Annotated in this window: 19 protein-coding genes; 17 read left to right on the top strand and 2 right to left on the bottom strand. The window is 68.4% G+C overall.

The window, feature by feature from the left end:
- Nucleotides 1-5 precede the first annotated feature (5 nt).
- Nucleotides 6-971 (top strand): ABC transporter ATP-binding protein, encoded by a 966-nt coding sequence (locus FOE78_RS13140; RefSeq protein ID WP_228265820.1) that lies wholly within the window; start codon nt 6-8, stop codon nt 969-971.
- Entirely contained in the window at nt 968-1,963 is a 996-nt protein-coding gene (locus tag FOE78_RS13145; RefSeq protein WP_143986690.1) for an oligopeptide/dipeptide ABC transporter ATP-binding protein, read from the top strand. The genes FOE78_RS13140 and FOE78_RS13145 overlap by 4 nt, the downstream gene beginning before the upstream one ends.
- Before the next feature lie 60 nt (nt 1,964-2,023).
- On the opposite strand, the gene FOE78_RS24420 is transcribed toward FOE78_RS13145, so the two are convergent.
- The gene (locus FOE78_RS24420) at nt 2,024-2,158 is read right to left on the bottom strand and encodes a hypothetical protein (RefSeq protein ID WP_266094972.1); all 135 of its coding nucleotides are present in this window, start codon (nt 2,156-2,158) and stop codon (nt 2,024-2,026) included.
- A 60-nt stretch (nt 2,159-2,218) separates the two neighbouring features.
- Here FOE78_RS24420 and FOE78_RS13150 point away from each other — a divergent pair, with 60 nt between their 5' ends.
- The 8 genes from FOE78_RS13150 (at nt 2,219) to FOE78_RS13185 (ending at nt 10,234) form a co-directional block, all read left to right on the top strand.
- Nucleotides 2,219-2,590, top strand: coding sequence for a hypothetical protein (locus FOE78_RS13150; protein WP_143986691.1), 372 nt, complete (start codon nt 2,219-2,221; stop codon nt 2,588-2,590).
- Nucleotides 2,591-2,625: 35 nt separating this feature from the next.
- A complete protein-coding gene (locus tag FOE78_RS13155) occupies nt 2,626-4,095 on the top strand; it encodes an alpha/beta hydrolase (protein ID WP_228266211.1) in 1,470 nt (489 codons plus the stop codon).
- Between the two features lie 198 nt (nt 4,096-4,293).
- Complete coding sequence (locus FOE78_RS13160) at nt 4,294-4,704, top strand: DUF948 domain-containing protein (RefSeq protein ID WP_168207508.1); 411 nt, start codon at nt 4,294-4,296, stop codon at nt 4,702-4,704.
- Nucleotides 4,701-4,982 carry a hypothetical protein gene (locus FOE78_RS13165; protein ID WP_143986693.1) on the top strand — a complete coding sequence of 94 codons (282 nt, stop codon included), beginning with the start codon at nt 4,701-4,703 and terminating at the stop codon, nt 4,980-4,982. Before FOE78_RS13160 ends, FOE78_RS13165 begins: the two co-directional genes overlap by 4 nt.
- Before the next feature lie 94 nt (nt 4,983-5,076).
- Nucleotides 5,077-7,746 (top strand): alanine--tRNA ligase, encoded by a 2,670-nt coding sequence (gene alaS, locus FOE78_RS13170; RefSeq protein WP_143986694.1) that lies wholly within the window; start codon nt 5,077-5,079, stop codon nt 7,744-7,746.
- A gap of 10 nt (nt 7,747-7,756) precedes the next feature.
- Nucleotides 7,757-8,245, top strand: a complete 489-nt coding sequence (gene ruvX / locus FOE78_RS13175; protein WP_143986695.1) for a Holliday junction resolvase RuvX — start codon at nt 7,757-7,759, stop codon at nt 8,243-8,245.
- A 57-nt stretch (nt 8,246-8,302) separates the two neighbouring features.
- Nucleotides 8,303-9,421, top strand: coding sequence for an endolytic transglycosylase MltG (gene mltG / locus FOE78_RS13180; RefSeq protein WP_143986696.1), 1,119 nt, complete (start codon nt 8,303-8,305; stop codon nt 9,419-9,421).
- On the top strand, nt 9,422-10,234 hold the full coding sequence (locus tag FOE78_RS13185) for a shikimate dehydrogenase (protein ID WP_143986697.1): 813 nt from the start codon (nt 9,422-9,424) through the stop codon (nt 10,232-10,234).
- Between the two features lie 716 nt (nt 10,235-10,950).
- Here FOE78_RS13185 and FOE78_RS13190 read toward each other — a convergent pair.
- Nucleotides 10,951-11,937 (bottom strand): hypothetical protein, encoded by a 987-nt coding sequence (locus FOE78_RS13190; protein ID WP_143986698.1) that lies wholly within the window; start codon nt 11,935-11,937, stop codon nt 10,951-10,953.
- 586 nt (nt 11,938-12,523) lie between these two features.
- Here FOE78_RS13190 and aroC point away from each other — a divergent pair.
- From aroC to FOE78_RS13225, 7 genes are all read left to right on the top strand, one after another.
- Nucleotides 12,524-13,720: a chorismate synthase gene (gene aroC, locus FOE78_RS13195; protein WP_143986699.1), complete on the top strand. Its 1,197-nt coding sequence runs from the start codon at nt 12,524-12,526 to the stop codon at nt 13,718-13,720.
- Nucleotides 13,713-14,312 (top strand): shikimate kinase, encoded by a 600-nt coding sequence (locus tag FOE78_RS13200; RefSeq protein WP_143986700.1) that lies wholly within the window; start codon nt 13,713-13,715, stop codon nt 14,310-14,312. Before aroC ends, FOE78_RS13200 begins: the two co-directional genes overlap by 8 nt.
- 42 nt (nt 14,313-14,354) lie before the next feature.
- Nucleotides 14,355-15,503 carry a 3-dehydroquinate synthase gene (aroB, locus tag FOE78_RS13205; RefSeq protein ID WP_143986701.1) on the top strand — a complete coding sequence of 383 codons (1,149 nt, stop codon included), beginning with the start codon at nt 14,355-14,357 and terminating at the stop codon, nt 15,501-15,503.
- A 137-nt stretch (nt 15,504-15,640) separates the two neighbouring features.
- Complete coding sequence (locus FOE78_RS13210) at nt 15,641-17,308, top strand: right-handed parallel beta-helix repeat-containing protein (RefSeq protein WP_143986702.1); 1,668 nt, start codon at nt 15,641-15,643, stop codon at nt 17,306-17,308.
- Between the two features lie 98 nt (nt 17,309-17,406).
- Nucleotides 17,407-19,101: a glycoside hydrolase family 43 protein gene (locus tag FOE78_RS13215; protein ID WP_143986703.1), complete on the top strand. Its 1,695-nt coding sequence runs from the start codon at nt 17,407-17,409 to the stop codon at nt 19,099-19,101.
- Nucleotides 19,098-21,038, top strand: a complete 1,941-nt coding sequence (locus tag FOE78_RS13220; protein WP_143986704.1) for a DUF6807 family protein — start codon at nt 19,098-19,100, stop codon at nt 21,036-21,038. The genes FOE78_RS13215 and FOE78_RS13220 overlap by 4 nt, the downstream gene beginning before the upstream one ends.
- A gap of 177 nt (nt 21,039-21,215) precedes the next feature.
- A complete protein-coding gene (locus FOE78_RS13225; protein WP_143986705.1) occupies nt 21,216-22,535 on the top strand; it encodes an ABC transporter substrate-binding protein in 1,320 nt (439 codons plus the stop codon).
- Nucleotides 22,536-22,539 lie beyond the last annotated feature (4 nt).

A 22,539-nucleotide genomic window follows, 5' to 3' on the forward strand; every position in this document is an offset into this window, starting at 1 on the left:
TGGAGGTGAGCGGACTGTCTGTGAGCTATCGGGCCGGCGGCGACGACGTGCGTGCGGTACGGGGCGTCGACCTCAGCCTCGAGCCGGGCGAGACTCTGGGCGTCGCGGGAGAGTCCGGGTCCGGCAAGACCACGATGGTGCTCAGCCTGCTCCGGTTGCTGCCGGCCACCGCAACGGTGTCGGGATCGGTGCGCTTCCGTGACGAGGAGCTGTCCGAGGCGCGCTGGGGACGGATCAGGGCGATTCGCTGGGCCGAGGCGTCGGTGGTGTTCCAAGGTGCGATGAGTGCCCTCAATCCCGTACGCACGGTGGGCGAGCAGATCCGTGAACCGATCCTGTTGCACGAGAAGGTCTCCGAGAAGCAGGCCGCGGCGAGGGCGAACGAACTGTTGGACAACGTCGGCGTCTCGGCCGCTCGGGCCAGCAGCTACCCGCATGAACTGTCCGGCGGACAGCGTCAGCGGGTGATGATCGCGATGGCGTTGGCGTGCCGGCCGGACCTGATCATCGCCGACGAACCGACGACTGCGCTGGACGTGATCGTCCAAGCTCAGATCCTCGGGTTGCTGACCGAGCTGGTCGCCGAAAGCAAGATCGGCATGATCATGATCAGCCACGACCTGTCGGTGTTGAGTTCGGTGTGCTCCAGACTGGCCGTCATGTACGCCGGTCGGATCGTCGAGATCGGGCCCTCCAAACAACTGATGGACACCCCGGAACATCCGTACACGCGGGCGCTGTCCGGAGCCTTTCCCACGATCGGTGACCCCGCGTCCCGGATGGCACCGACAGGGCTCGCCGGGGATCCACCCGATCTGCGGTTGGCGCTGCCGGGATGTGCGTTCGAGCCGCGTTGTCCGGTGGCCCGCCCCGAGTGCGCCACCGCCGACATCGAGCTGTGGCCGGCGGGACCCGGCCGGGAAGCGGCGTGCGTGATCACCCGCGACCGCCGCAGCGGAGCGACACCATGACGACGGATCAGGACATCGATCTGGCCGTGAACCGGGCGGTGCTGCAGGCGCGTAACGTCGCGGTGACCTTCCCCGCTCGCCGTGGCCGCGGGCAGGCGCGTGCCGTCGATGATGTCAACCTCGGTGTCGGAGCGGGCGAGATCCTGGCGCTGATCGGGGAGTCCGGATGCGGCAAGAGCACGCTGGCACGTGTGCTGGTCGGGCTGATCCGGCCCACCTCCGGAACGGTCGACTACGGCGGCCGGCCGCTCGGCTACCGGGGTGCTGAGTTGAAGGCCTACCGGCGGCAGGTGCAGCTCGTACTGCAGGATCCCGCGGCCGCCCTGAACCCACGACAGAACGTTTTCGATGCGGTGGCCGAGGGTCTGCGGCTGCACGGCCTCCGGGACCAGTTGACTGCGCGAGTGCATGCCGCCATGGAGCAGGCCGGACTCCGTCCGGTGGAGAACTACCTGGCGCGCTATCCCCACGAACTCTCCGGCGGCCAGCAGCAACGGGTCGTGATCGCCGGTGCGCTTGCCCTCGGCCCTTCGGTGATCGTGGCGGATGAGCCGGTCTCCTCCCTCGATGCGTCGGTCCGCGGCGAGATCTTGAAGCTGTTCCTGGACCTGCGGGACCGACTCGGTCTGTCCGCCGTCGTGGTCAGTCACGATCTCGGGCTGGCCTGGAACGTCGCCGATCGGGTCGCGGTGATGTACCTGGGGCGGATCGTGGAGATCGGCACGGTCGAGGAGGTGTTGATCACCCCGCAACATCCCTACACCAAGGCACTGATCTCGGCGGTCGGAAGCACCGGTGAGCGCCCGCATCCGCTGCTGATGGGCGAACCTCCCGATCCGACCCGTATCCCGTCCGGCTGCCGGTTCCATCCGCGCTGCCCGTTGCGGGCGGCGTCCGGTGAACGAGGTCGGGTCTGTGACACGATCCCGCTGCCGGTGTTGGCCGCCGATGCAGGGCAACGCCAGGTCGCCTGCCATCTGGCCGAGGGGTAGCGGACAGTCCGGAGCACGACGATCAGCCGGCCAGTTGTTGATCATGACTCTTGTCGATCATTACTCCTTGTTGATCATGGCCTGCAGTTGATCATGCTGTTGTTGATCGTGCTGTTGTTGATCATGCTGTGCCGAGGCGGTGAGGTGGTCTTGATCGAGCCGTCGACCGGCCTGTGAGCCGGCTGTGATCGGCATCGCCGAGAGTCGGCATCACCTGCCCGTTCAGGGCAGGGCAACGATGCCGAGGAGACGACGATGAGACCAACGTCCGTGAGACCCGAAGAAGAAGGGCGCGGAGCTGCCGGTGTGCAGTCAGGGCCGACAAGACGAATCGGCCGAAGGCGGCTGGCCGTTGCCGCCGCCGTACTGCCGCTGCTGACCGGCACGGTGTTGGCGGCCTCACTGGGCGCTGGTACGTCCGCCCGGGCCGACGGGCTGACTGCGAGCACGGCAACCAAACCGCCGGATCCTACCTCCCAGCTGGAGAAGAAGCGGGTCGACTCGGTGCCGACGCCGAAGCTGGACTGGTACACCTGCTCGACGGCGTACGACGAAGGTCAGTGCGCGAGCGTCAAACTCCCGCGCGACTATGACCGGCCAAAGGGGCGAAGGTCGAGATCGGGCTGATCCGGTATCCGGCGACCGACACCAAGCGAGGAACGATCTTCGTCAATCCGGGCGGGCCGGGTGGCTCTGCGGCCGACCTCGCCGCCGCGGCCGACGGGCTGTTCCCGACGTCCGTACTGGCCCACTACGACATCGTCGGCATCGACCCGCGCGGCGTCGGCTACAGCGACCTGGTGCAGTGCTTTGCCAGCGAGAAGACCCAACGCCCGGTGCTGGCCAAGCTGAACGTCGCCTTTCCGGTCGGTACGAAGCAGACCAAGACCTACGAGCAGGGTGCCGCTGCCGCGGGCAAGGCCTGCTCGCACCACGGCGCGCCGCTGACCGGTGCCGTGTCGACCGCCGAGGACGCCCGCGACATGGACGTCATCCGGCGTGCGGTCGGTGACAAGGAGCTCACCTACCTCGGCTTCTCCTACGGCACCTATCTCGGCCAGGTCTACGCCAACCTGTTCCCCGATCGAGTCCGCTCGATGGTGCTGGACGGCGTCCTGGACCCGATTGCCTGGGCCGGCACCGCGAAGACCAAGAGCACCCCGCAGACGATCCGGGTGCCGTCCGGTCAGGCGTCGCTGCGCGCGTTCAACGAGTTGCTCGATCGCTGCGACCGGGCGAAGAAGTGCACGTTCAAGACCGCCTCGCAGACCTCCCGGCAGCGCTTCGCCAAGCTCGCCCAACGTCTGCACCAGCACAACATCCAGACGCCCGACACCTACAACTACTACGTCTACAGCTACGCCGACGCGATCGCCGAGATCACCTCGGACCTGTACGCGCCCGACGGCGGCCAGTACGTGGTCGAATTCCTGCAGGCGTTGGAGAAGGGCAAGAACAGCACCCTGCCGCCGGGTCCGATCGACGACACCGACCTGGCACGCAAGACCGCCGCACAGCACAAGCCAGCAGCTCTGCGTGAAACTGTTAACGGACTGCGTAACACCGAGCAGACGTCGTACGGATTCCCCTACGACAACAGCTTCGAGGCGTTCACCGCGCCGCTGTGTACCGATTCGCTCAACCCGGCCAAGGTGACCGACTGGCCGAAGGCAGTGAACAAGATCAACTCCTCGGCGAAATACTTCGGCGGGTACTGGGCCGGGTCGTCGGCGCCGTGTGCGAGCTCGACCTGGACGATCAAGGACGAGGACGCCTACCGCGGCCCGTTCGACAAGCGGACCTCAGGACCGGTGCTGGTGGTCGGCGACTTCTGGGATCCGGCGACCAACTATCGCAGCGCGGAGAAGGTGTCCAAGCTGCTGCCGAACAGCCGGCTGCTGCTCAGCGACAGCTGGGGGCACACCGCGTACGGCACCTCGGCCTGCGTCACCGACGCGGTCACGACCGCGCTGGTCCAGGCCAAGATGCCGGCCAAGGGCACCCGATGCGTCGGTGACGACCAGCCGTTCGGCGTCTCCACCCCGACACCCAGATCGCGGACGACGGCTGTCAGCGGAGTTGATCCGGCGAAGGTGAGTGAGATCCTGCGATCCCATCCGGGACGCTACTGATCAACTGATCATCAGCCAGTCCAGAGGGCCGCGTGGGCATCCCACGCGGCCCTCGCTGCGTCGTGAATCGGGTAACGGTTCGCCAGTTGCCGGACACCCCCGTAGCCTTGGCGACGAAGATCGTCGGACGCGCACGATAGGGTTCTGCAGCGACGCTGGAACGGCGTGCCCACGAACCCGATGGCAGGAGAGGAACCGATGTCCATAGGAGAGATTGCCGGTCTGATCGCGGCGATCGCTTTTGCGATCCTGGTGATCCTCTTCGCGGTGCCCCTGCTGAAGCTGGGCCGGGTGCTGGAGGAGGTCCGGCTGGCGGTCCGCGACATCGGGCACGAGAGCGTGCCGATCCTGACCGAGATGCAGGGCACGGTTCGGGCGACCAACGACGAGCTGGGCAAGCTGTCCGTGGTCACCGACGACCTGTCCAAGGTCAGCCAGCACGCCACCGTGGTCAGTGAGAACGCCGCCAACATGGCGACGCTGTTCTCGGCCACCGTCGGCGGCCCGCTGGTCAAGACCGCCGCGTTCACCTACGGCATCCGGCAGGCGATCCGGGGCGATTCCAAGTCCTCCAAGACGAGCAAGACGGTGGGGCGACGCAAGAAATGATCAAGCGACTGTTGTGGTTCGCGATCGGTGCCGCGGTCGGCATCTTCGTGATCAAGAAGGTACGGGACTACGTCGCGAAGGCGAGGCCCGAGGCGATCGGCCAGCGGCTGGCCGACCAGGCCGGCGGTCTCGGTGACCGGGCATCGTCCTTCATCGATCGGGCTCGAGCTGCCATGGCCGAGCGCGAAGCGGAGCTCCGCGACGCGATCGGCCAGCCCCAGATTCCGGGCAGCTCGCTCCCCGGCAGCACGCCGACCGACGACCCTCGCGAGCGCTGAGTCCGCCTGCCCGAGCAGCCTCTCCCGATCATCGGGACGAGGTCGCCGCCGGCCCGCCGACCCCGTCTCGCATCACCCGTAAGGAACCACTGACATGAAAACCGCCGAGATCCGGCGCCGCTTTCTGGACTTCTTCATCCAGCGTGGACACCGCGAAGTCCCCAGCGCGCCGCTGGTCTACAACGATCCGACCCTGCTGTTCGTGAACGCCGGCATGGTGCCGTTCAAGCCGTACTTCACCGGGGTCGAGCCGAACCCGTGGCCACGCGCCACCAGCGTGCAGAAGTGCGTCCGGACCGCCGACATCGAAGAGGTCGGCAAGACCACCCGGCACAACACGTTCTTCCAGATGAACGGCAACTTCTCCTTCGGCGACTACTTCAAGGACGGCGCGATCAGCTACGCCTGGGAGCTGATCACCAAGTCGCAGGACGCCGGCGGCTTCGGCTTCGACCCGGACAAGATCTGGGTCACCGTGCTGAGCGGCGACGACGAGACCCGCGGCCTGTGGAAGGCCATCGCCGGGCTGCCCGACGAGCGGATCCAGGATCGCGGACTGCTGGACAACTACTGGCACATGGGCGTCCCCGGACCGGGCGGCCCGAACAGCGAGATCTACATCGACCGCGGTGCCGAATACGGGCCCGACGGCGGCCCGGTGGTGGACGAGGACCGGTTCCTGGAGATCTGGAACCTGGTCTTCATGCAGGAGGAACTGTCCAAGGTTCGGGCCAAGGACGACTTCGACGTGCTGCATCCGCTGCCGCGCAAGAACATCGACACCGGGATGGGCCTGGAGCGGGTCGCCTACCTGCTGCAGGGCGTCGACAACCTGTACGAGATCGACGAGGTCTACCCGGTGCTGGACCGGGCGGCCGAGCTCGCCGGCAAGCGGTACGGCGCCAATCATGACGACGACGTACGCCTTCGGGTGGTCGCCGACCACGTCCGCTCCGGGCTGATGTTGATCAACGACGGCGTCACCCCGGGCAACGAGGCGCGCGGCTACGTGCTGCGCCGGCTGCTGCGCCGGGTGATCCGGTCGATGCGGCTGCTCGGCGTGCAGGATCCGGTCTTCGGCGAGCTGCTCCCGGTGAGCAAGGACCTGATGAAGGCGTCCTACCCGGAGCTGGAGACCGACTGGGGTCGGATCAGCGAGGTCGCCTACGGCGAGGAGGAAGCGTTCCGTCGTACGCTCACCGCCGGCACCCAGATCTTCGACCTGGCGGTGACTGACGCGAAGCGGCAGCAGCAGACCACGTTGACCGGTGAGCGGGCCTTCCAGTTGCACGACACCTACGGCTTCCCGATCGACCTGACCCTGGAGATGGCCGGCGAGCAGGGGCTGAACGTCGACGAGGCGGGCTTCCGCCGGTTGATGAACGAGCAGCGACAGCGGGCCAAGGCGGACGCGAAGGCCAAGAAGGGCGATGCGCAGGCGGTCCAGGCGTACGCCGAACTCCGTGACCGGGGCGAGACCCCGTTCACCGGCTTCCGGACGCTGTCCGGCGAGTCGTCGGTGCGCGGCATCATTGCCGACGGTGAGCTGACCGAGGTCGCGCAGCCCGGCGACACCGTCGAGGTGGTGCTGGAGGAGACCCCGTTCTACCCCGAGTCCGGCGGCCAGTCCGGTGATCACGGCCGGATCACCACTCCCGACGGGGTGGTGCTGGACATCGTCGACGTGCAGCGGCCGATCAAGGGCTTGGTGGTCCATCACGCGAAGGTGCTGGACGGCGAGTTGCGGAACGGCCAGAGCGTCCGCACCGATGTCGACGCCGGCTGGCGGCTCGGTGCCTGCCAGGCGCATTCGGCAACCCACGTGATCCATCAGGCGCTGCACGAGATCCTCGGCCCGACCGCCCTGCAACGGGGTTCGTTCAACCGGCCCGGCTACATGCGGCTGGACTTCGCCTGGGGCAACCAGGTCAGCGACCAGGAGCGGGAACAGATCGAGCAGATCGCCAACATCGCAATCCGTGACGACCTGGGGGTGACCGCGACCGAGATGGCGCTGGCCGAGGCCCGCGCTTCCGGCGCGATCGGCCTGTTCGGCGAGGTGTACGGCGATGTCGTCAGGGTCGTCGACATGGGTGAGGGCTGGTCCCGGGAGATGTGTGCGGGCACCCACGTCCAGCAGTCGGCGCAGGTCGGCCTGATCGCGGTCAACGCCGAGTCCTCGGTCGGCTCCGGCATCCGCCGGGTGGAGGCGTTCGTCGGCATGGAGGCGTTCCAGCAGCTGGCCAGGGAGCGGGCGCTGGTGCACGGGCTGACCGAGACGCTGAACGTGCAGCCCGACCAGCTGGTGGATCGGATCAACCGGATGGTCGCCCAGCTGAAGGATGCCGAGAAGCAGATCGCCGATCTCAAGTCGGCGAACCTGTCCACCACGGTGGATCCGATCCTGGCAAAGGGTCACGACATGTGGGGCGTCAACTACATCGGCGCCCAGGTGGACGGCATCAGCGGCGCCGACCTGCGCAATCTGGTCACCCAGGTCCGCGATCGGGTGCAGGATCAGGCGGCGGTAATCTGCCTGATCGGCGGCAGTAGCGACAAGCCGAGTGTGGTGATCGCGACCACCGATGCCGCCCGCTACCGCCGACTGAAGGCGGGCGAGCTGGTCAAGGTCGCCACCCAGACCCTCGGTGGCCGGGGCGGTGGCCGCGACGACATCGCCCAGGGCGGCGGCAGCGATGCGAGTAAGGCGTCCGACGCGTTGAAGGACGTCGAATACTCCATCGGCCACACGCTGCAGTCCTGAAGGCTCGGTCGTGCCCGAACTTCGCAGGGGTCGCCGGCTCGGCGTCGACTGGGGTGACGCCCGGATCGGTGTCGCGGTCAGCGACCCCGACGGCCTGCTCGCCGTGCCGCTGGACTTCGTAGCGGCCGGCGACGGCGAGTTGGGTCGGCTGACCGCGGTCATCAGCGAGTACGAACCGATCGAGGTCGTGGTCGGGCTGCCGCGATCGTTGAACGGGACCGAAGGGCCGGCGGCCATCAAGATCCGGGCCAAGGCAGCGGGGCTGGCCGCCGAGTTGGCGGCGCGGCCGGACCTGGCAGGGATCGCGATCCGGCTGGTCGACGAGCGGCTGTCCACGGTGGCGGCTGGGCGCAGGCTGAGTGCGAGCGGAAAATCAGCGAAAGCACAGCGCAGATTGATCGACTCCGAGGCCGCCCGCGAGATCCTGGACCGCGCCCTGGACGCCGAGCGCAACAGTGGCAATCCGCCGGGGCAGCTACTATCGAGCACCGATTCGTAACGGGCGCTTCACCAGGCGTTCTCGACCCCAGCTCGTGAGAACAGGAATTCAGCCGACGTGACATCACTCCTCGACCAGGAGCCGGAGAAGCGCAGCGCCTCCGCGGCCCGCCGCGGCAAGGGCTGCCTCGCGGTGCTGGTCGCGCTGGCGATCCTGGTCGGCGGCGGCTACCTCGGCTGGCACAAGCTGTCCGGGGTGGTCGAGAACGCACTGTCCACGCCGGACTACACCACCAAGCAGGGCGTCGCCAACGTCACGGTGACCGTGCCCGAGGGGGCGTCGCTGACCTCGATCGGACAGGAACTGGTCGAGGCCGACGTGGTCAAGTCGACCAAGGCGTTCAGCAAGGCGATCCAGAAGTACGACGGGCAGCCGACGGTGCAGGCGGGCTCCTACAAGATGCGCACTCAGTTGCCCGCGACGGTCGCGCTCACCCGGCTGACCACACCGCAGAAGTACCGCATCCGCAACCAGATCCAGATCCTCGAGGGTCTACGGCTGAGTGAGCAGGTGGCGGTGCTGGCCAAGGAGACCAAGATCCCGGCCAAGCAGTATCAGGCCGCGCTGAAGAAGCCGGGGGATCTCGGTCTGCCGACCTGGGCGAAGAATCGCCCGGAGGGCTTCCTCTTCCCGGACAGCTACGAGCTGACCGACAACGCCACCGCGACCTCGGTGCTGCAGCAGATGACCGAACGCTTCAACCAGGTGTCGGCCGAGATCGATCTGCCCGGCCGGGCCAGCGCGCTGCACCTGACCCCGTACCAGGTGGTGATCGTGGCCAGCCTGATCGAGGCCGAGGTGAATCGGCCGGCGGACCGGCCGAAGGCAGCCCGGGTGATCTACAACCGGCTGGCCAAGGGCATGCCGCTGCAGCTGGACTCGACCGTCCACTACGCGATCGGCCGGCGCGGCAAGGTGACCACCACCGCGCAGGAGCGGGCCAGCAAATCGCCGTACAACACCTACGTGCACAAGGGTCTGCCACCCGGCCCGATCGGCGCGCCCGGCAAGGCGGCGCTGGAGGCCGCGGCCAACCCCGCCGCCGGCAGCTGGCTTTATTGGGTCGCCATCAACCCGCAGACCGGCGAGACGGTGTTCACCAACACCAAAGCCGAACACGACGCGGCCGTGCTCCGCTTCCAGCAGTGGTGCCAAGCCCACAAGGGCAAATGCTGAATGACCGTACGTTGTGCCGTGCTCGGCTCGCCGATCGAGCACTCGCTGTCCCCGGCGCTGCATCGCGCCGCCTACGCCGCGCTCGGGTTGACCGACTGGGAGTATCAGCGGCATCGGGTGGAGGCCGACGAACTGGCCGGCTTCGTTGCTGGTCTTGATCCCAGTTGGCGAGGGCTGAGCCTGACGATGCCGCTGAAGGTGGCCGCGCTGGAGCTGGGGGAGCCGGACGAACTGGCCCTGCTGGCCGAAGCTGCGAACACCATGATCATTTCCGCCGACGGAGGTCGGAGGGTCTACAACACCGACGTCGGCGGTCTGGTCTCGGCGTTCGCCGCCGCCGGAGTGACCAAGATCAACTCCGCGACCGTGCTCGGTTCCGGCGCGACCGCACGCTCGTCGATGATCTCGGCGTCCCGGATGGGCGCGGAGCGGATCCTGCTGATGGCGCGCCGAGTTGATCATGCTCGGAGCTCGCTCGGAGGATTGGCTGATCGGCTCGGCGTCGGCCTCGACGTGGTCGGCTGGGGAGATCGGGTTCCGGTCGCGGACGTGCTGATCTCCACCGTCGTCGGCGGTGCCGCCGACCCGATCGCCGACGCCGCGGCGGCCGCCGCCCGGGTGATCTTCGACGTCATCTACGACCCCTGGCCGACCGCTCTGGCGACCGCCGCCGAGCAGTCCGGCAGGACCGTACTCAACGGGTTGGATCTGCTCGTACATCAGGCCATCGGCCAACTCGAGCTGATGACCGGCCGTACGGTCGACCCCGAAGTCCTGCTGCAAGCCGGACGTACCGCCCTCGCCGCCCTCTGAACCAGACCCCACCGCGCCCCGCCGGATTCCAGGAGGTTCTGGTCGTTCCGGGTGCAGGTATGGGTGCCGCCCCTCCTCAAACCTTCCCTCGAGCCAGGGCTGGCAGGACCCCTAACCGCGGGCCCACGACGAATTCCAAGAGGTTCTGGTCGTCCCCGGCGCGGGTATGGGTGCGTGCCCTCCTGGAATTCTCCTCCTACCGGGCTGGCGGGCCCACGGGCGGGCACCCCACGACGAATTCCAGGAGGTTCTGGTCGTCCCCGGCGCGGGTATGGGTGCGTGCCCTCCTGGAATTCTCCTCCCACCGGCTGGCGGCCCCACGGGCGGGCACCCCACGACGAATCCCAGGAGGTTGCGGTCGCCACAGCGTCGGTATGGGTGCGTACCATCCTGCGATTTGCTGCCGGTGAGTCGGGGTTGGGGTCGGACCTCGTTCCGGTGCTCGTGGGGCGGATAGCGCTCCGAGCGGCCCATGCGGTTGGGCGTTCCGAGCCACCGATCCTTGGCCCACGGATTCCAGGAGGTTCCGGTCGTTCCCAGTGCAGGTATGGGTGCGTATCCTCCTGAAACTCTCCTCCCCACCGGGTCCGGCAGACCCCTCGCCGATCCTTGGCCGACGGATTCCAGGAGGTACTGGTCGTTCCGAGTCCGCGTGTGGGGGCACACCCGCCAACTCTGCACGAGACGCGTGGTGACGCCGGGCTCACTCATCGCTGTTACGACTCCGGATGCTCGGATGGTGCCCAGCCCGGGGGTGTCAAGGTCCACCGGTCCTTCGAGAGGTGTCGCTCGAGTCCGCGGCGGTAGCCGGCGATCACGCGCTGGATCAGACCGTCGCGAGCTGCGCGGAAATCGAGCGAGTCCGATCGCACCACGGTGACGTTGTGATCCTCGAAGAGTTCCTCGCGGAGGTTGTCGTTGTGGTGCTGCCAGCGATCACGGTGGCCCTCACCGTCGAACTCGGTCGCCAGAGCCGCCTCCGGATCGAACAGATCCGGTTTGCCGAGGAGCGCGCCCGATCGGGTATAGACCGGACGGTTGATCAAGGGTTGTGGCAGGCCGGCCTCGCGGCAATAGCACCACCGCAACCTGGACTCCCAACCACTGCGTACGCCCGGGCGGGCCAGCTCGAACACCTCCCGGGCGCGGCCGATCCCGGTAGCGCCGCGCTGCCGAACGATGAATGCGTTCAGCTGATCATTCGTCAGATAGGTCTTCGCCAGCATCGCCTCCACGAAGACGACCGCTTCCTCCAAGTCGGCTGACCAGCGCGCGCCGTCGAACGCGGTCCGGACCCCGAACGTGATCGGAATCCGCCGATGGACCATGACCTCGGCGGACGGCAGCACGGTCTGGTGATAGCGCACGCCCGGAACGGGCCGGCGATGTGGTGCGCCGAGGATGTCGACCGGAAGCAAGCGCCCGGTTCGAGCGTCGTAGCCGTCCAACCAGTCCGCGCCGAGGATGTACGCCGCCGCCCAGCCACCAATCGCCATGCCGGCACCGAGCAGCGGCACGCAGTCGATGATCCGCTGCGTCGGCGTGATCGACTCGGCAGCGGGCACGTACCAGCCGCGGCTGGACCGACGCCACCGAGTGCGTACCCGAAGCCGACTCCTGCCGACGCCCAGCTCGGCAAGATCGGCGACAGCACGCGGAGGAGTGACGGCGGGACGTTCCTCGGAGAATCGACTTCGGGCCATCGGTAAATCCTCAAGCCGAACGCCACGATCACCGCCGAGTTATCCACAGGCCGCCGCTCCTCACGCCTCAGCTCCGTGGAGCCTGACGAATCTGCCGACTCACGGCCGCGTTCAAGTTCGGAATTTCAGGAGGTTCCGGCTCGCCGGCGTGCTCCTATGGGTGCAGGCCCTCCTAGGATTCGTCGTACGAGCGCTCGGCGCGCTCAAGTTCAGGATTCCAGGAGGCTGGGGCTCGCGGACTGCTCCTATGGGTGCGGGTCCTATGGGTGCGGGCCCTCCTGGGATTCGCGGCACGGGAGCGCTCGCTCCCTTCTCCAGAGCTCAGGAAGGTTCGGGGCACCCTGGTCCAGCAGCACAGGTTCGCAGAGGTCTTCAGAGCTGACCGCAGGGACCCGCGCCAGGGACTCAAGGAGGTTCCGCAGCTCACCGGGCGCCTATGGGTGCGGGGCCTCCTGGGATTCGCCGCGAGCCGGCACGGATGCATCCCCAGGGAGCAGCCCCACCTGGATCGGGGCCAACTGGGCGTCGAGGCGGTCCGGGCGAGACCGGGATCCGGCACCGGAGGGCGCGTGAAAGGATTGCGCTCATGCTGCGTTGGTTGACCGCTGGTGAGTCGCATGGCCAGGGCCTGGTGTCCATCCTCGAAGGGCTGCCGTCCGGAGTCGAGATCACGACCGAGGACATCGCCGATGCGCTGGCCCGGCGCCGGCTCGGATTCGGCCGGGGCGCCCGGATGAAGTTCGAGGCCGACAAGGTCACCATGATCGGCGGCGTACGCCACGGCCTCACGCTCGGCTCGCCGGTGGCGATCGAGATCGCCAACACCGAGTGGCCCAAGTGGGAGACGGTGATGTCGCCGGACCCGGTGGACGCCGAGGTACTGGCCAGCCAGGCCCGCAACGCGCCGTTGACCCGGCCGCGCCCGGGCCACGCCGACCTGGTCGGGATGCAGAAGTACCGCGTCGACGAGGCCCGTCCGATCCTGGAACGGGCCAGTGCCCGGGAGACCGCATCGAGGGTCGCGCTCGGCCGGGTCGCCTCGGCCTACCTGCAGCAGACGTACGGGGTCAGCGTGCTCAGCCACGTGGTCGAGCTCGGCTCGGTCCGGGCGGCGTACGGACTGATGCCGACCATCGACGACCTCCCCAGGATCGACGAGGATCCGCTGCGCTGCGTCGATCCGGACGCGAGCCCGAAGATGGTCGAGGAGGTCAAGTCCGCGCAGAAGGACGGCGACACCCTCGGTGGTGTGGTCGAGGTGCTGGTCTGGGGTCTGCCTCCGGGCCTCGGCTCGCACATCCAGGGTGACCGGCGGCTGGACGCCCGGCTGGCCGCGGCGCTGATGGGCATCCAGGCCATCAAGGGCGTCGAGGTCGGCGACGGTTTCGAACTGGCCAGGACTCGGGGCAGCCTGGCCCACGACGAGATCGTGCTGGAGGGCGGCGGGATCGCACGTGCCTCGCATCGCTCCGGCGGCACCGAGGGCGGGATGAGCACCGGCGAAGTGCTGCGCGTTCGGGCGGCGATGAAGCCGATCTCCACCGTGCCGCGAGCGCTGCGGACCGTCGACACCAACACCGGTGAGCCGGCGGTCGCGCACAATCAGCGGTCCGACGTGTGTGCGGTGCCGGCGGCCGGAGTGGTGGCCGAGGCGATGGTCGCCCTGGTGCTGGCCGAGGCAGCGGTGGAGAAGTTCGGCGCCGACTCGGTCGCCGAGGCCCGCCGCAACTACGAGTCCTACCTGGCCGACATCGCCGAGCGCGGGCTGAAGCTGCATGACTGAGGAGTACGGGGCCGGCCCTTCGACAGGCTCAGGCACCTCGACCGGCTCAGCGACCTCACCGGGCGCAGGGGCCGCGGAGGTCGGGCCGATCGTGCTGGTCGGCCCGCCGAGTTCGGGCAAGACCACGGTCGGCCGGCTGCTCGCCGCCGAACTGGGCACCGACTTCCTCGACGTCGACGAGTTGATCGAACAGCGCACCGGCAAGCTGATCGGCGAGATCTTCGCCGACGACGGCGAGCCGGCGTTCCGGGAGCTCGAGACGGCGACCACGATCGAGGTGATCACCGATCCGACCCAACCGCAGTCCCGGGTGATCTCGCTCGGCGGCGGCGCCGTCACCTCGGCCCAGATCCGGCGTGCGCTCACCCCGTACCGAGTGGTCTGGCTCAGGGTCGGGATCGCCGCGGCAGCGAAGCGGATCGGCCTGAACACCGCCCGCCCGCTGCTGCTGGGTAACGTACGGGGCCAGTTGATCAAGCTGATGCGAGAACGGGAACCGCTGTACGCCGAGGTGGCGACCATCGATCTGGCCACCGACGACGTCGAACCCGAGGAGCTCGTGCAGTTGATCATCGACGGACTCCGTGGGTAACGACCAATCGCTGACAACCGCGAACGGGAGTGGTGGAAGATCTTGAACGCGCCGAGCTTCACGATCACCGTGCAGACCGACCAGCCGTACGACGTCCGGATCGGCCCGGGCGTGATCGAGGCCGTGCCCGAGCTGGTCCGGTCCAGCCAGCGCGTCGCGATCCTGCATCCGCAGAGCTGCATGGATCTGGTCTCCGGACTGGAGCGGCGTTTGGTCGATCAGGGCCAGGAGGTGGTCCGGATCCCGGTGCCGGACGCGGAAGAGGCCAAGACCGCCCAGGTGCTGGCCTACTGCTGGGCCTCCCTCGGCAAGGCCGGCTTCACCCGTTCCGACAGCGTGATCGGTGTCGGCGGGGGAGCGACCACCGACCTGGCCGGGTTCGTTGCGGCGACCTGGTTGCGCGGGGTCCGGCTGGTCACCGTGCCGACCACCCTGCTCGGCATGGTCGACGCCGCGGTCGGCGGCAAGACCGGGATCAACACCGCCGAGGGGAAGAACCTGGTCGGCGCGTTCTACGAGCCGGCCGGAGTCGTCTGTGACCTGACCGCGCTGCGTACGTTGCCGGTCGAGGAACTGCGACCTGGCCTGGCCGAGGTGATCAAGTGCGGGTTCATCGCCGACCCGGCCATCCTCGACCTGGTCGCCGATCGGACCGCCCAGGTGCAGGATCCGGAGTCGGCCGAGCTGGCCGAGCTGGTGCGACGGTCGATCACGGTCAAGGCCGAGGTGGTTGCCAAGGACCTGCGTGAATCGACCTCGGTCGGCACTGCCGTCGGCCGCGAACTGCTCAACTACGGCCACACCCTGGGGCACGCGATCGAGCGCCGTGAGCACTACCGCTGGCGGCACGGCAACGCCGTCAGCGTCGGCATGGTGTACGTCGCCGAGCTGTCCCGGCGGGCCGGGCACCTGTCCGACGAGGTCGCCTCCCGGCACGCCGAACTGCTGTCGTCGGTCGGCCTGCCGACCACGTACGACCCGGACGCCTTCGACGATCTGCTGGCCGGGATGGCGCTGGACAAGAAGAGCCGCGGTTCGACGCTGCGGTTCGTGATCCTGGACGACAGGTCGTCTCCAGGCGACGCTGCGCGTCGACACACCCAGGCCACCATGCTGGTCGGGCCGCCGACCTCGATGCTGGAGGAGGCGTACGCGGCGATCAACGGTGAGAGCCAGATATCGGCCCGATAAAGATTCGCTCGGGGAGTTGGTTGATATGGCAATCACATGGTTACCTCAACCGGGGTCGGATCCGGCCCGGACTCGTTTGTCCGGTGTTCGTCGGATCGGACCGGACCCAATAGCGATCTCGTGAGGAGCCCGTCTCGATGACAGCAGCACGCCCGGTGTTCCGGGTCGCGAACGGCGTTGTCGCCGTCGTGCTTGCCGTGGTCGGGCTGGTGGCCGCGCCGCACTCCACCGCAGCCGCGGACGACGGTGCCGAGGTTCCCGGGCAGTACATCTCCAAGCTCTACACCGAGGCGCTCGGCAGACTGCCGTACCAGAGCGAGTGGGCGGCCGCGGCCGCGGTCTTCACCGAGGGCGGCTGCGGTGCGCAGACCCTGGCCGAGGTGGGCCAGCAGGTCTACACGTCGGCCGACTACGCCAAGCTCGGCTACGACAACGTGGCCAAGCTCAGCACCCTGTACCGCGGCGTCTGGAACACCGAGGCCGACCCGTCCGATCTGTCGACCTGGCGCGACGAGCTCGATCACGGCGAGTCCTGGTCGACGGTGGTGGCACGGTTCTTCGTCAGCGACGAGTTCAACGCGCTGGTGCCGAAGATCTGCTCCGGCGCTCGCGACGCCAGCGCCACGTCGTATGCCTGGTCCGGTCGGACGCCGGCCGCCCTGCCCAGCGACAGCGCCGGCTTCAACGGCAACCAGGAAGATCTGCAGCGGATCCTCGACAACACGCCGGACGGCGGCATCGTCCAACTGGCCGAGCGGTCGCTGGTCACCATCAGCCAGCCGCTGACCGTGCCGGCCGGCGTCACCCTGACCACGACCGCCGAACCGGACACCGGGCACTACGCGATGATGGGCCGGTTGGTCCGCGGCGGCGACTTCGACGGCCCGGTGGTCCAGATCGCCGGCGGCGGCAAGCTGACCGGCGTCTGGGTCGACGGCGGGCGGACCGGCCCCGGTGCCGGCCATCCCGGCCGCAGCGACGTCCGGGTGTTGGGCGGCCACGGCACCCAGGTGATCGGCAACAAGGTCTCCAACAGCGCGGGCACCGCCGGCATCGAGGTGTACGGGCAGTCCCGCGGCTATCCGTGCTCGGACGTGACGATCAGCCGCAACGTCGTCACCGCGTACGCGAATGATCACTACCTGACCCGTCAACTGGACGACGGCACCACGGCCGGGATGTGGACCGACGGCATCACCTCCGGCTGCGCGGACACGGCGATCACCCGGAACCAGATCGTCGACACCGGCGGCGTCGGCATCGGCCTCTACCCGGCCACCTCGGATCCGAACAGCACCGTCGCGCAGCACTCGCTGATCAGCAGGAACCGGATCCTGTCCGCCGGCATCGGCATGTACGCGGGCATCGTGGCCGATCCGCAGTACTACCTGCCCAATCGCGACGACGCCGGCGACTACGACTACCGCGGCGCCCGGATCACCGGCAACCTGCAGTGGACCGCGCCGAACACCCACTTCGTGATCGGCATCGCGGCCGGCACCCGGGCCTGGTACGGCGGTGCCGCGATGGTCGGACCGAACAGCGGCCACGGTCTGACCGTCACCGGCAACAGCACCGGAAAGCTGTCCGCGCGGGTGCGTACCGGCATCGCGGTCAGCGGGATGGACGACGTCACGCTCGGCAGGAACCCGGCGCGTTGGACGCACGACGGCGTACCGGGGAAGACCGGGAACGCCTGCCCGGTCGCGGCAGTGGCCGCCTCGGTGACGGCCGGCACGGCTGCCGGGCTGGAGTCCGACCAGCCGATCGACGACGTCGGCTTCGACGGCTGCATGGGGGAGTGACGGCCCGCCCCGGGGCTCCAGCCGACCCCCCGTCACAGAAACCGGTTTCAGAGGTCGTATGATCTGGCAGTGTCCGTGGTCGACCTCGAAGGACTGTGATGCCGCGCTACGCCAACCCCGTGCTCGACGCCGACTGGCCGGACCCTGACGTCATCCGCGTCGACGATGCCTACTACCTGGTCGCATCCAGCTTCAACCGGGTGCCCGGGCTGCCGATCCTGCGGTCGACGAATCTGGTCGACTGGGAGATCGTCTCGCACGCCTTGCCGGAACTTCCGCCGGCCGAGCAGTACGCGCTGCCGCGCCACGGCTGCGGCGTCTGGGCTCCGAGCATCCGCCACCACGACGGCCGGTTCGTGGTCGTCTACCCGGACCCCGACTACGGTCTGTTCGTCGTCAGCAGCGAGTCGGCCGAAGGTCTGTGGACCGCGCCGTACTGTCTGGTCCCGGGTCAGGGTCTGATCGACCCCTGCCCGCTGTTCGACGACGACGGCCGGGCGTACCTGGTGTTCGGCTGGGCCCGCAGCAGGGCCGGCATCGCCAACCGGCTGAGCGTGATCGAGGTCGAACCTGATCTGTCCGCGGTGATCGGCGCCCCGCAGACCGTGATCGACGGGGACGACCTGCCGGGCTTCCGCACTCTGGAAGGGCCGAAGTTCTACCGCCGCGGCGGCTGGTACTGGATCTTCGCGCCGGCCGGCGGCGTCGAGACCGGCTGGCAGTCGGTGTTCCGTTCCCGCTCGGTCTGGGGCCCGTACGAGGAACGCCGGGTGCTGGAGCAGGGCTCGACGCCGGTCAACGGCCCGCATCAGGGCGGCTGGGTGACTGCTGCCGATGGCTCGGACTGGTTTCTGCACTTCCAGGATCGGGGCTGCTTCGGCCGGGTCGTGCATCTGCAGCCGATGACCTGGCGAGCCGACGGGTGGCCGGTGTTCGGCGCCGCCGGCGAGCCGGTGCCCGGTGGTGTGGGGCCCGGTGGTGACGTGCCCGGGCCGGAGCGCGACGCCTCGGATCGTGACGGGCGGGTCGGTCCGTCGGCCGGTGAGCCGTGCCGCGACGACGACTTCGCCGCTGCGTCGAAAGGTGCCGACACGTTCGCGCCCGGCGGCGACCCGATCGCCGGGCTGAATCGGTGGTGGCACTGGGCCGCGAATCCGGAGCCGGGCTGGCATCAGGTCGGCGAGGGCGCGCTGCGGCTGCAGGCCCGGGTGCGGGTGATCGACGATCTGCGGCAGTCCCCTCAGCTGCTGGCCCAGCAGTTGCCCGGGCAGCCGGCGACGATCACCACGTCGGTCGCGCTGGAGGGCGCCGGCGACGGGCTGCGCGCCGGTCTGGTCGTGCTCGGCGCCACGTACCAGTGGGTAGGGCTGGCCCGACGGGACGGTCGGCTGCTCGTGGTCGTCGGACGAAGCGACCGGGCCGGGCAGGAGTACGAGGCCGAGGTGATCGATCCGGCCGACCCGAAGCCGAGCGAAGGCGAGCTGAACGAAGTTGGCCTGAACGAAGTTGGCCTGAACGAAGTTGGCTTGGGCGCCCACGTGGACCCGGCCGGCATCGTACGGTTCTCCTGCCGCCTCGGCGAGGACTGGCTGCCGATCGGCCCCGACTACCAGGCCGAACCAGGACGATGGATCGGCGCCGAGGTCGGTCTGTTCGCCGACCGGCTCCTGGGCAGTGAGCCGGCGGCGGCCCGGTTCGGTCCCTGGAGGGTCCGACCCGACCGCGGCGAGGCAGACCCACCGCGGGTTGCAGAAACCGAGCACTTGACGGCCGAGCGAAGGATTGTTGCGTGAGCGAGCAGGTACGGGTCCGGGCGACCATCTCCGACGTCGCGGACGCCGCCGGGGTGTCCCGGGCGACGGTGTCCCGAGTGATGAACAACCAGGCCACTGTCAACGCCGACCTGGCCCGCCGAGTTCGCGAGGTGGCCGACCAGCTGCGATATCGGCCCAGCAACGTCGCCCGCAGCCTGTCGCTGGGGCGGACCCAGAGCATCGCGGTGATCGTGCCGGACCTGGGCAATCCGATGTTCCAGGGAGTGGTGCACGGACTGACCGAAGCCGCCGCACTCGAGGGCTATCGGGTGATGATCATCGAGACCGACGAGGACCCGACCGCCGAACCCACCGCCGCCCGGGAGGCCAGGGCCCGCTGCGACGCGGTGGTGCTGGTGTCGCCGGGAACCGCCGAGCAGCAGCTGGCCGAACTGGTTTCCGAACTGCAGCCGGCCATCGTGCTCGGCCGCGGCATGGTCGACCACTCCGGCGCGCCCGAGCTCGCCTTCGACTTCGCCGCCGCGGTCGGCACCCTGACCGACCATCTGACCGAGCTCGGCCATCGTGACCTGGTCTATCTGAACGGTCCCACCAGCAGCGTGGCCAACCTGGCCCGGCTGGACGGTTTCGATCGCGTTCAGGCCCAGCATCCGCAGTTGCGGATCGCCCAGTTGAGTTGCGGCAGCCGGATGGCCGACGGGTACGCCGCGGCCGAGCGGGTGCTGGCCAGCCGGGCCACCGCGGTGATCGCCTACAACGACCTGGTCGCCTTCGGGCTGCTGGCCCGGTTGAACGAGATCGGCGTCGCGGTGCCGCAGGACCTGTCCGTCGTCGGCTTCGACGACATCGAACTGGCCGCCTATGCGGTGCCGCCGCTGACCACGGTGGCGGTGCCCAAACTCGAGCTCGGCCGACGCGCCTGGGAACACCTACGAGCCCGGATCCACGGCGGGGGTGCCGACGACGAGCCCAACTTCGTACCGGAGTTGGTTCGTCGTGCCTCGACCGGCCCGGTGGCCCCGCGCCGGTCGGCCCGCCGGCGGCAGCCGCGGCAGACGGTCAGCTCGCTGGCCTGGCGGCACGACCAGAACGCCGACGTGCTGATGGCCGACGACAGTCTGCCGCTGCTGCGCTACGACCGGGGCGAGCAGATGGCGACGGTGCACTCGCCGCGCCCGTACGCCCATCCGGTGCACACGCTGGCCGGCGTGCCGACCACCGCGGCCAGTCCGCGTGATCATCGGCACCAGCACGGGTTGTCGTTCGCGGCGCCGGACGTGAACGGCACCTCGTACTGGGGCGGCCGGACGTTCCTGCCCGACGTCGGCCCGACCCTGCTGGCCAATCACGGCCGGCAGGTGGTCGTGCAGCGGCTGGCCGATCGGGTCGAGCAGGACGCGGTGCTGCGGGAGCGGTTGCGCTGGGAGGACGAGTACGGCGACACCTGGCTGACCGAGCACCGGATCCTCACCGGCTCGTTGCTGCCCGAGGCCGGCGCCTGGGCCCTCGGCTGGCGGTCGAAACTGTCCGCCGACGTCACCGACATCACCTTCGCCAGCCCGGCGACCAGCGGCCGGCACGGCGCCGGCTACGGGGGCATCTTCTGGCGGCTGGACACGGTTGCGGTGAAGGCCGTCTTCAGCGAGTTGGGCAGCGGCGAACAGTCGGTGCACGGCTGCCGTACGCCGTGGGTCGCCTTCGTCCGGCAGGGCCCGCAGGGGAGCACGACGGTGATCTTGGAGCAGCCGTCCGACGGCGAGATCCTGCCCTGGTTCTGCCGCGTGTCCGACTACACCGGGGCCTGCCCTGCCGTCGCCTGGGATGCCGAGCGCCGGCTGCCCTACGGCTCCACCCTGGACCTCGGCCTCAACGCCGTCCTGCTCGACCGCGAAGTCGTACCCGATGAGGTGCCGGCCCTGCTGGCGACTCTGCCGGCCTCGGCCCCGATCGCCTGACTGTCGCTTCGAACACGCCACGGCCCAGGCCCCGGCGCCGGTCCGCTGATTCGTGATGAACCGATTCCTTGTCGAAATTGTCTCCTGCTATTGACATCTGCAACTGTCGTCCACCAAGCTGAGCAACCGGTTTCGGATCTTGGAGACCGTGGTCGCAACGAAGCGAAGGGAAACGTTATGGGTGGCTTTTCCGATCCAACCGTCTCGCGCCGGGCGATGCTCGGGCTGGGCCTCGGGGCCGCTGCGGCCGGGGTCGCCGGTTGCAGTCGTTTCGGCGGCGGCGGTTCGACCTCCGCCGACGGCTCGACCACGTTGAACATGATCTGGTGGGGAGACTCCGAGCGGGCGAAGTCCACCGAGGCGATGCTGGACGTCTTCAAGAAGAAGAATTCCGGCATCAACATCAAGACCGAGTACCAGGACAGCGGCCCGTACAAGGACAAGATGGCGACCCGGTTCGCCTCCGGCGACGTACCGGATCTGTGCAACCAGCGCCGCGACAGCATCCGCGAGTACGCCGACCGCAGCGCCCTCCTGGACCTCAACCAACACCTGGATGTGCTGAACACCAAGGACATCCCGGACAGCGTGCGCAAGATCGGCCAGGTCCAGGACAGCATGTACGGCATCCCGGCCGGGCTGAACGCCGTCGGCTTCGTGATCAACAAGGAGCTGGCGGAGAAGTACGGCGTGGAGATCCCGGACGGCAACACCTGGTCCTGGGACGACCTGTGGAGCTTCTCCCGCAAGATCACCAAGGCCAGCGGCAAGAAGGTGTACGGCACCGACGTCGACTTCGCGACGATCCAGAACCTCGTCGTCTTCGTCCGGCAGACCGGCGAGGAGTTGTACAACGAGGACGGCACCTTCGGGGCGAGCGAGAAGACCTTGACCGACTGGTTCTCGATGTCGGTGTCGGAGCGCAAGACCGGTGGCCTGTCACCGGCCGGCTTCCTCGACGCCAGCGGCAGCTCTGCCGATCAGGACGGACTGACCAAGAAGGTGCTGGCCTCCCAGATCATCCCGACCAACAACCTGAAGGCCGAGTCCGAGTCCGTCGGCACCGAACTTCAGCTGAACAGGATCCCCGGCGAGACCCAGGGTGCACGTCGAGGGATGTCCATCGACACCTCGATGTACTGGTCCATCGCGGCGAAGTCGAAACACGTCGACGATTCGCTCAAGCTGCTCGACTTCATCGTGAACGACGTCGAAGGCAACCGGGCGGTCGGGCCGACTCGCGGCGTACCGATGAGCTCGAAGGTCGCCGACGCGATCTATCCCGATCTCGGGCCGGAGGACAAGGCTTCGATCGACTACATCAAGGGTCTGAGCAAGGAGACGCTGCCGGAGTCTCGACCCGATCCCGTCGGCGGTTCGGCGGTGCAGGATGCCTGCACCAGCATCGCCACCGAGGTGATGTTCGGCCGGATGAAGCCGGCCGATGCCGCCAAGAAGTTGATCAGCAAGGCAAACGAGGCGCTCGGTAAGAAATGACTTC

The sequence above is a fragment of the Microlunatus elymi genome (assembly GCF_007362775.1).
GTDB classification, from domain to species: Bacteria; Actinomycetota; Actinomycetes; order Propionibacteriales; family Propionibacteriaceae; genus Microlunatus; species Microlunatus elymi.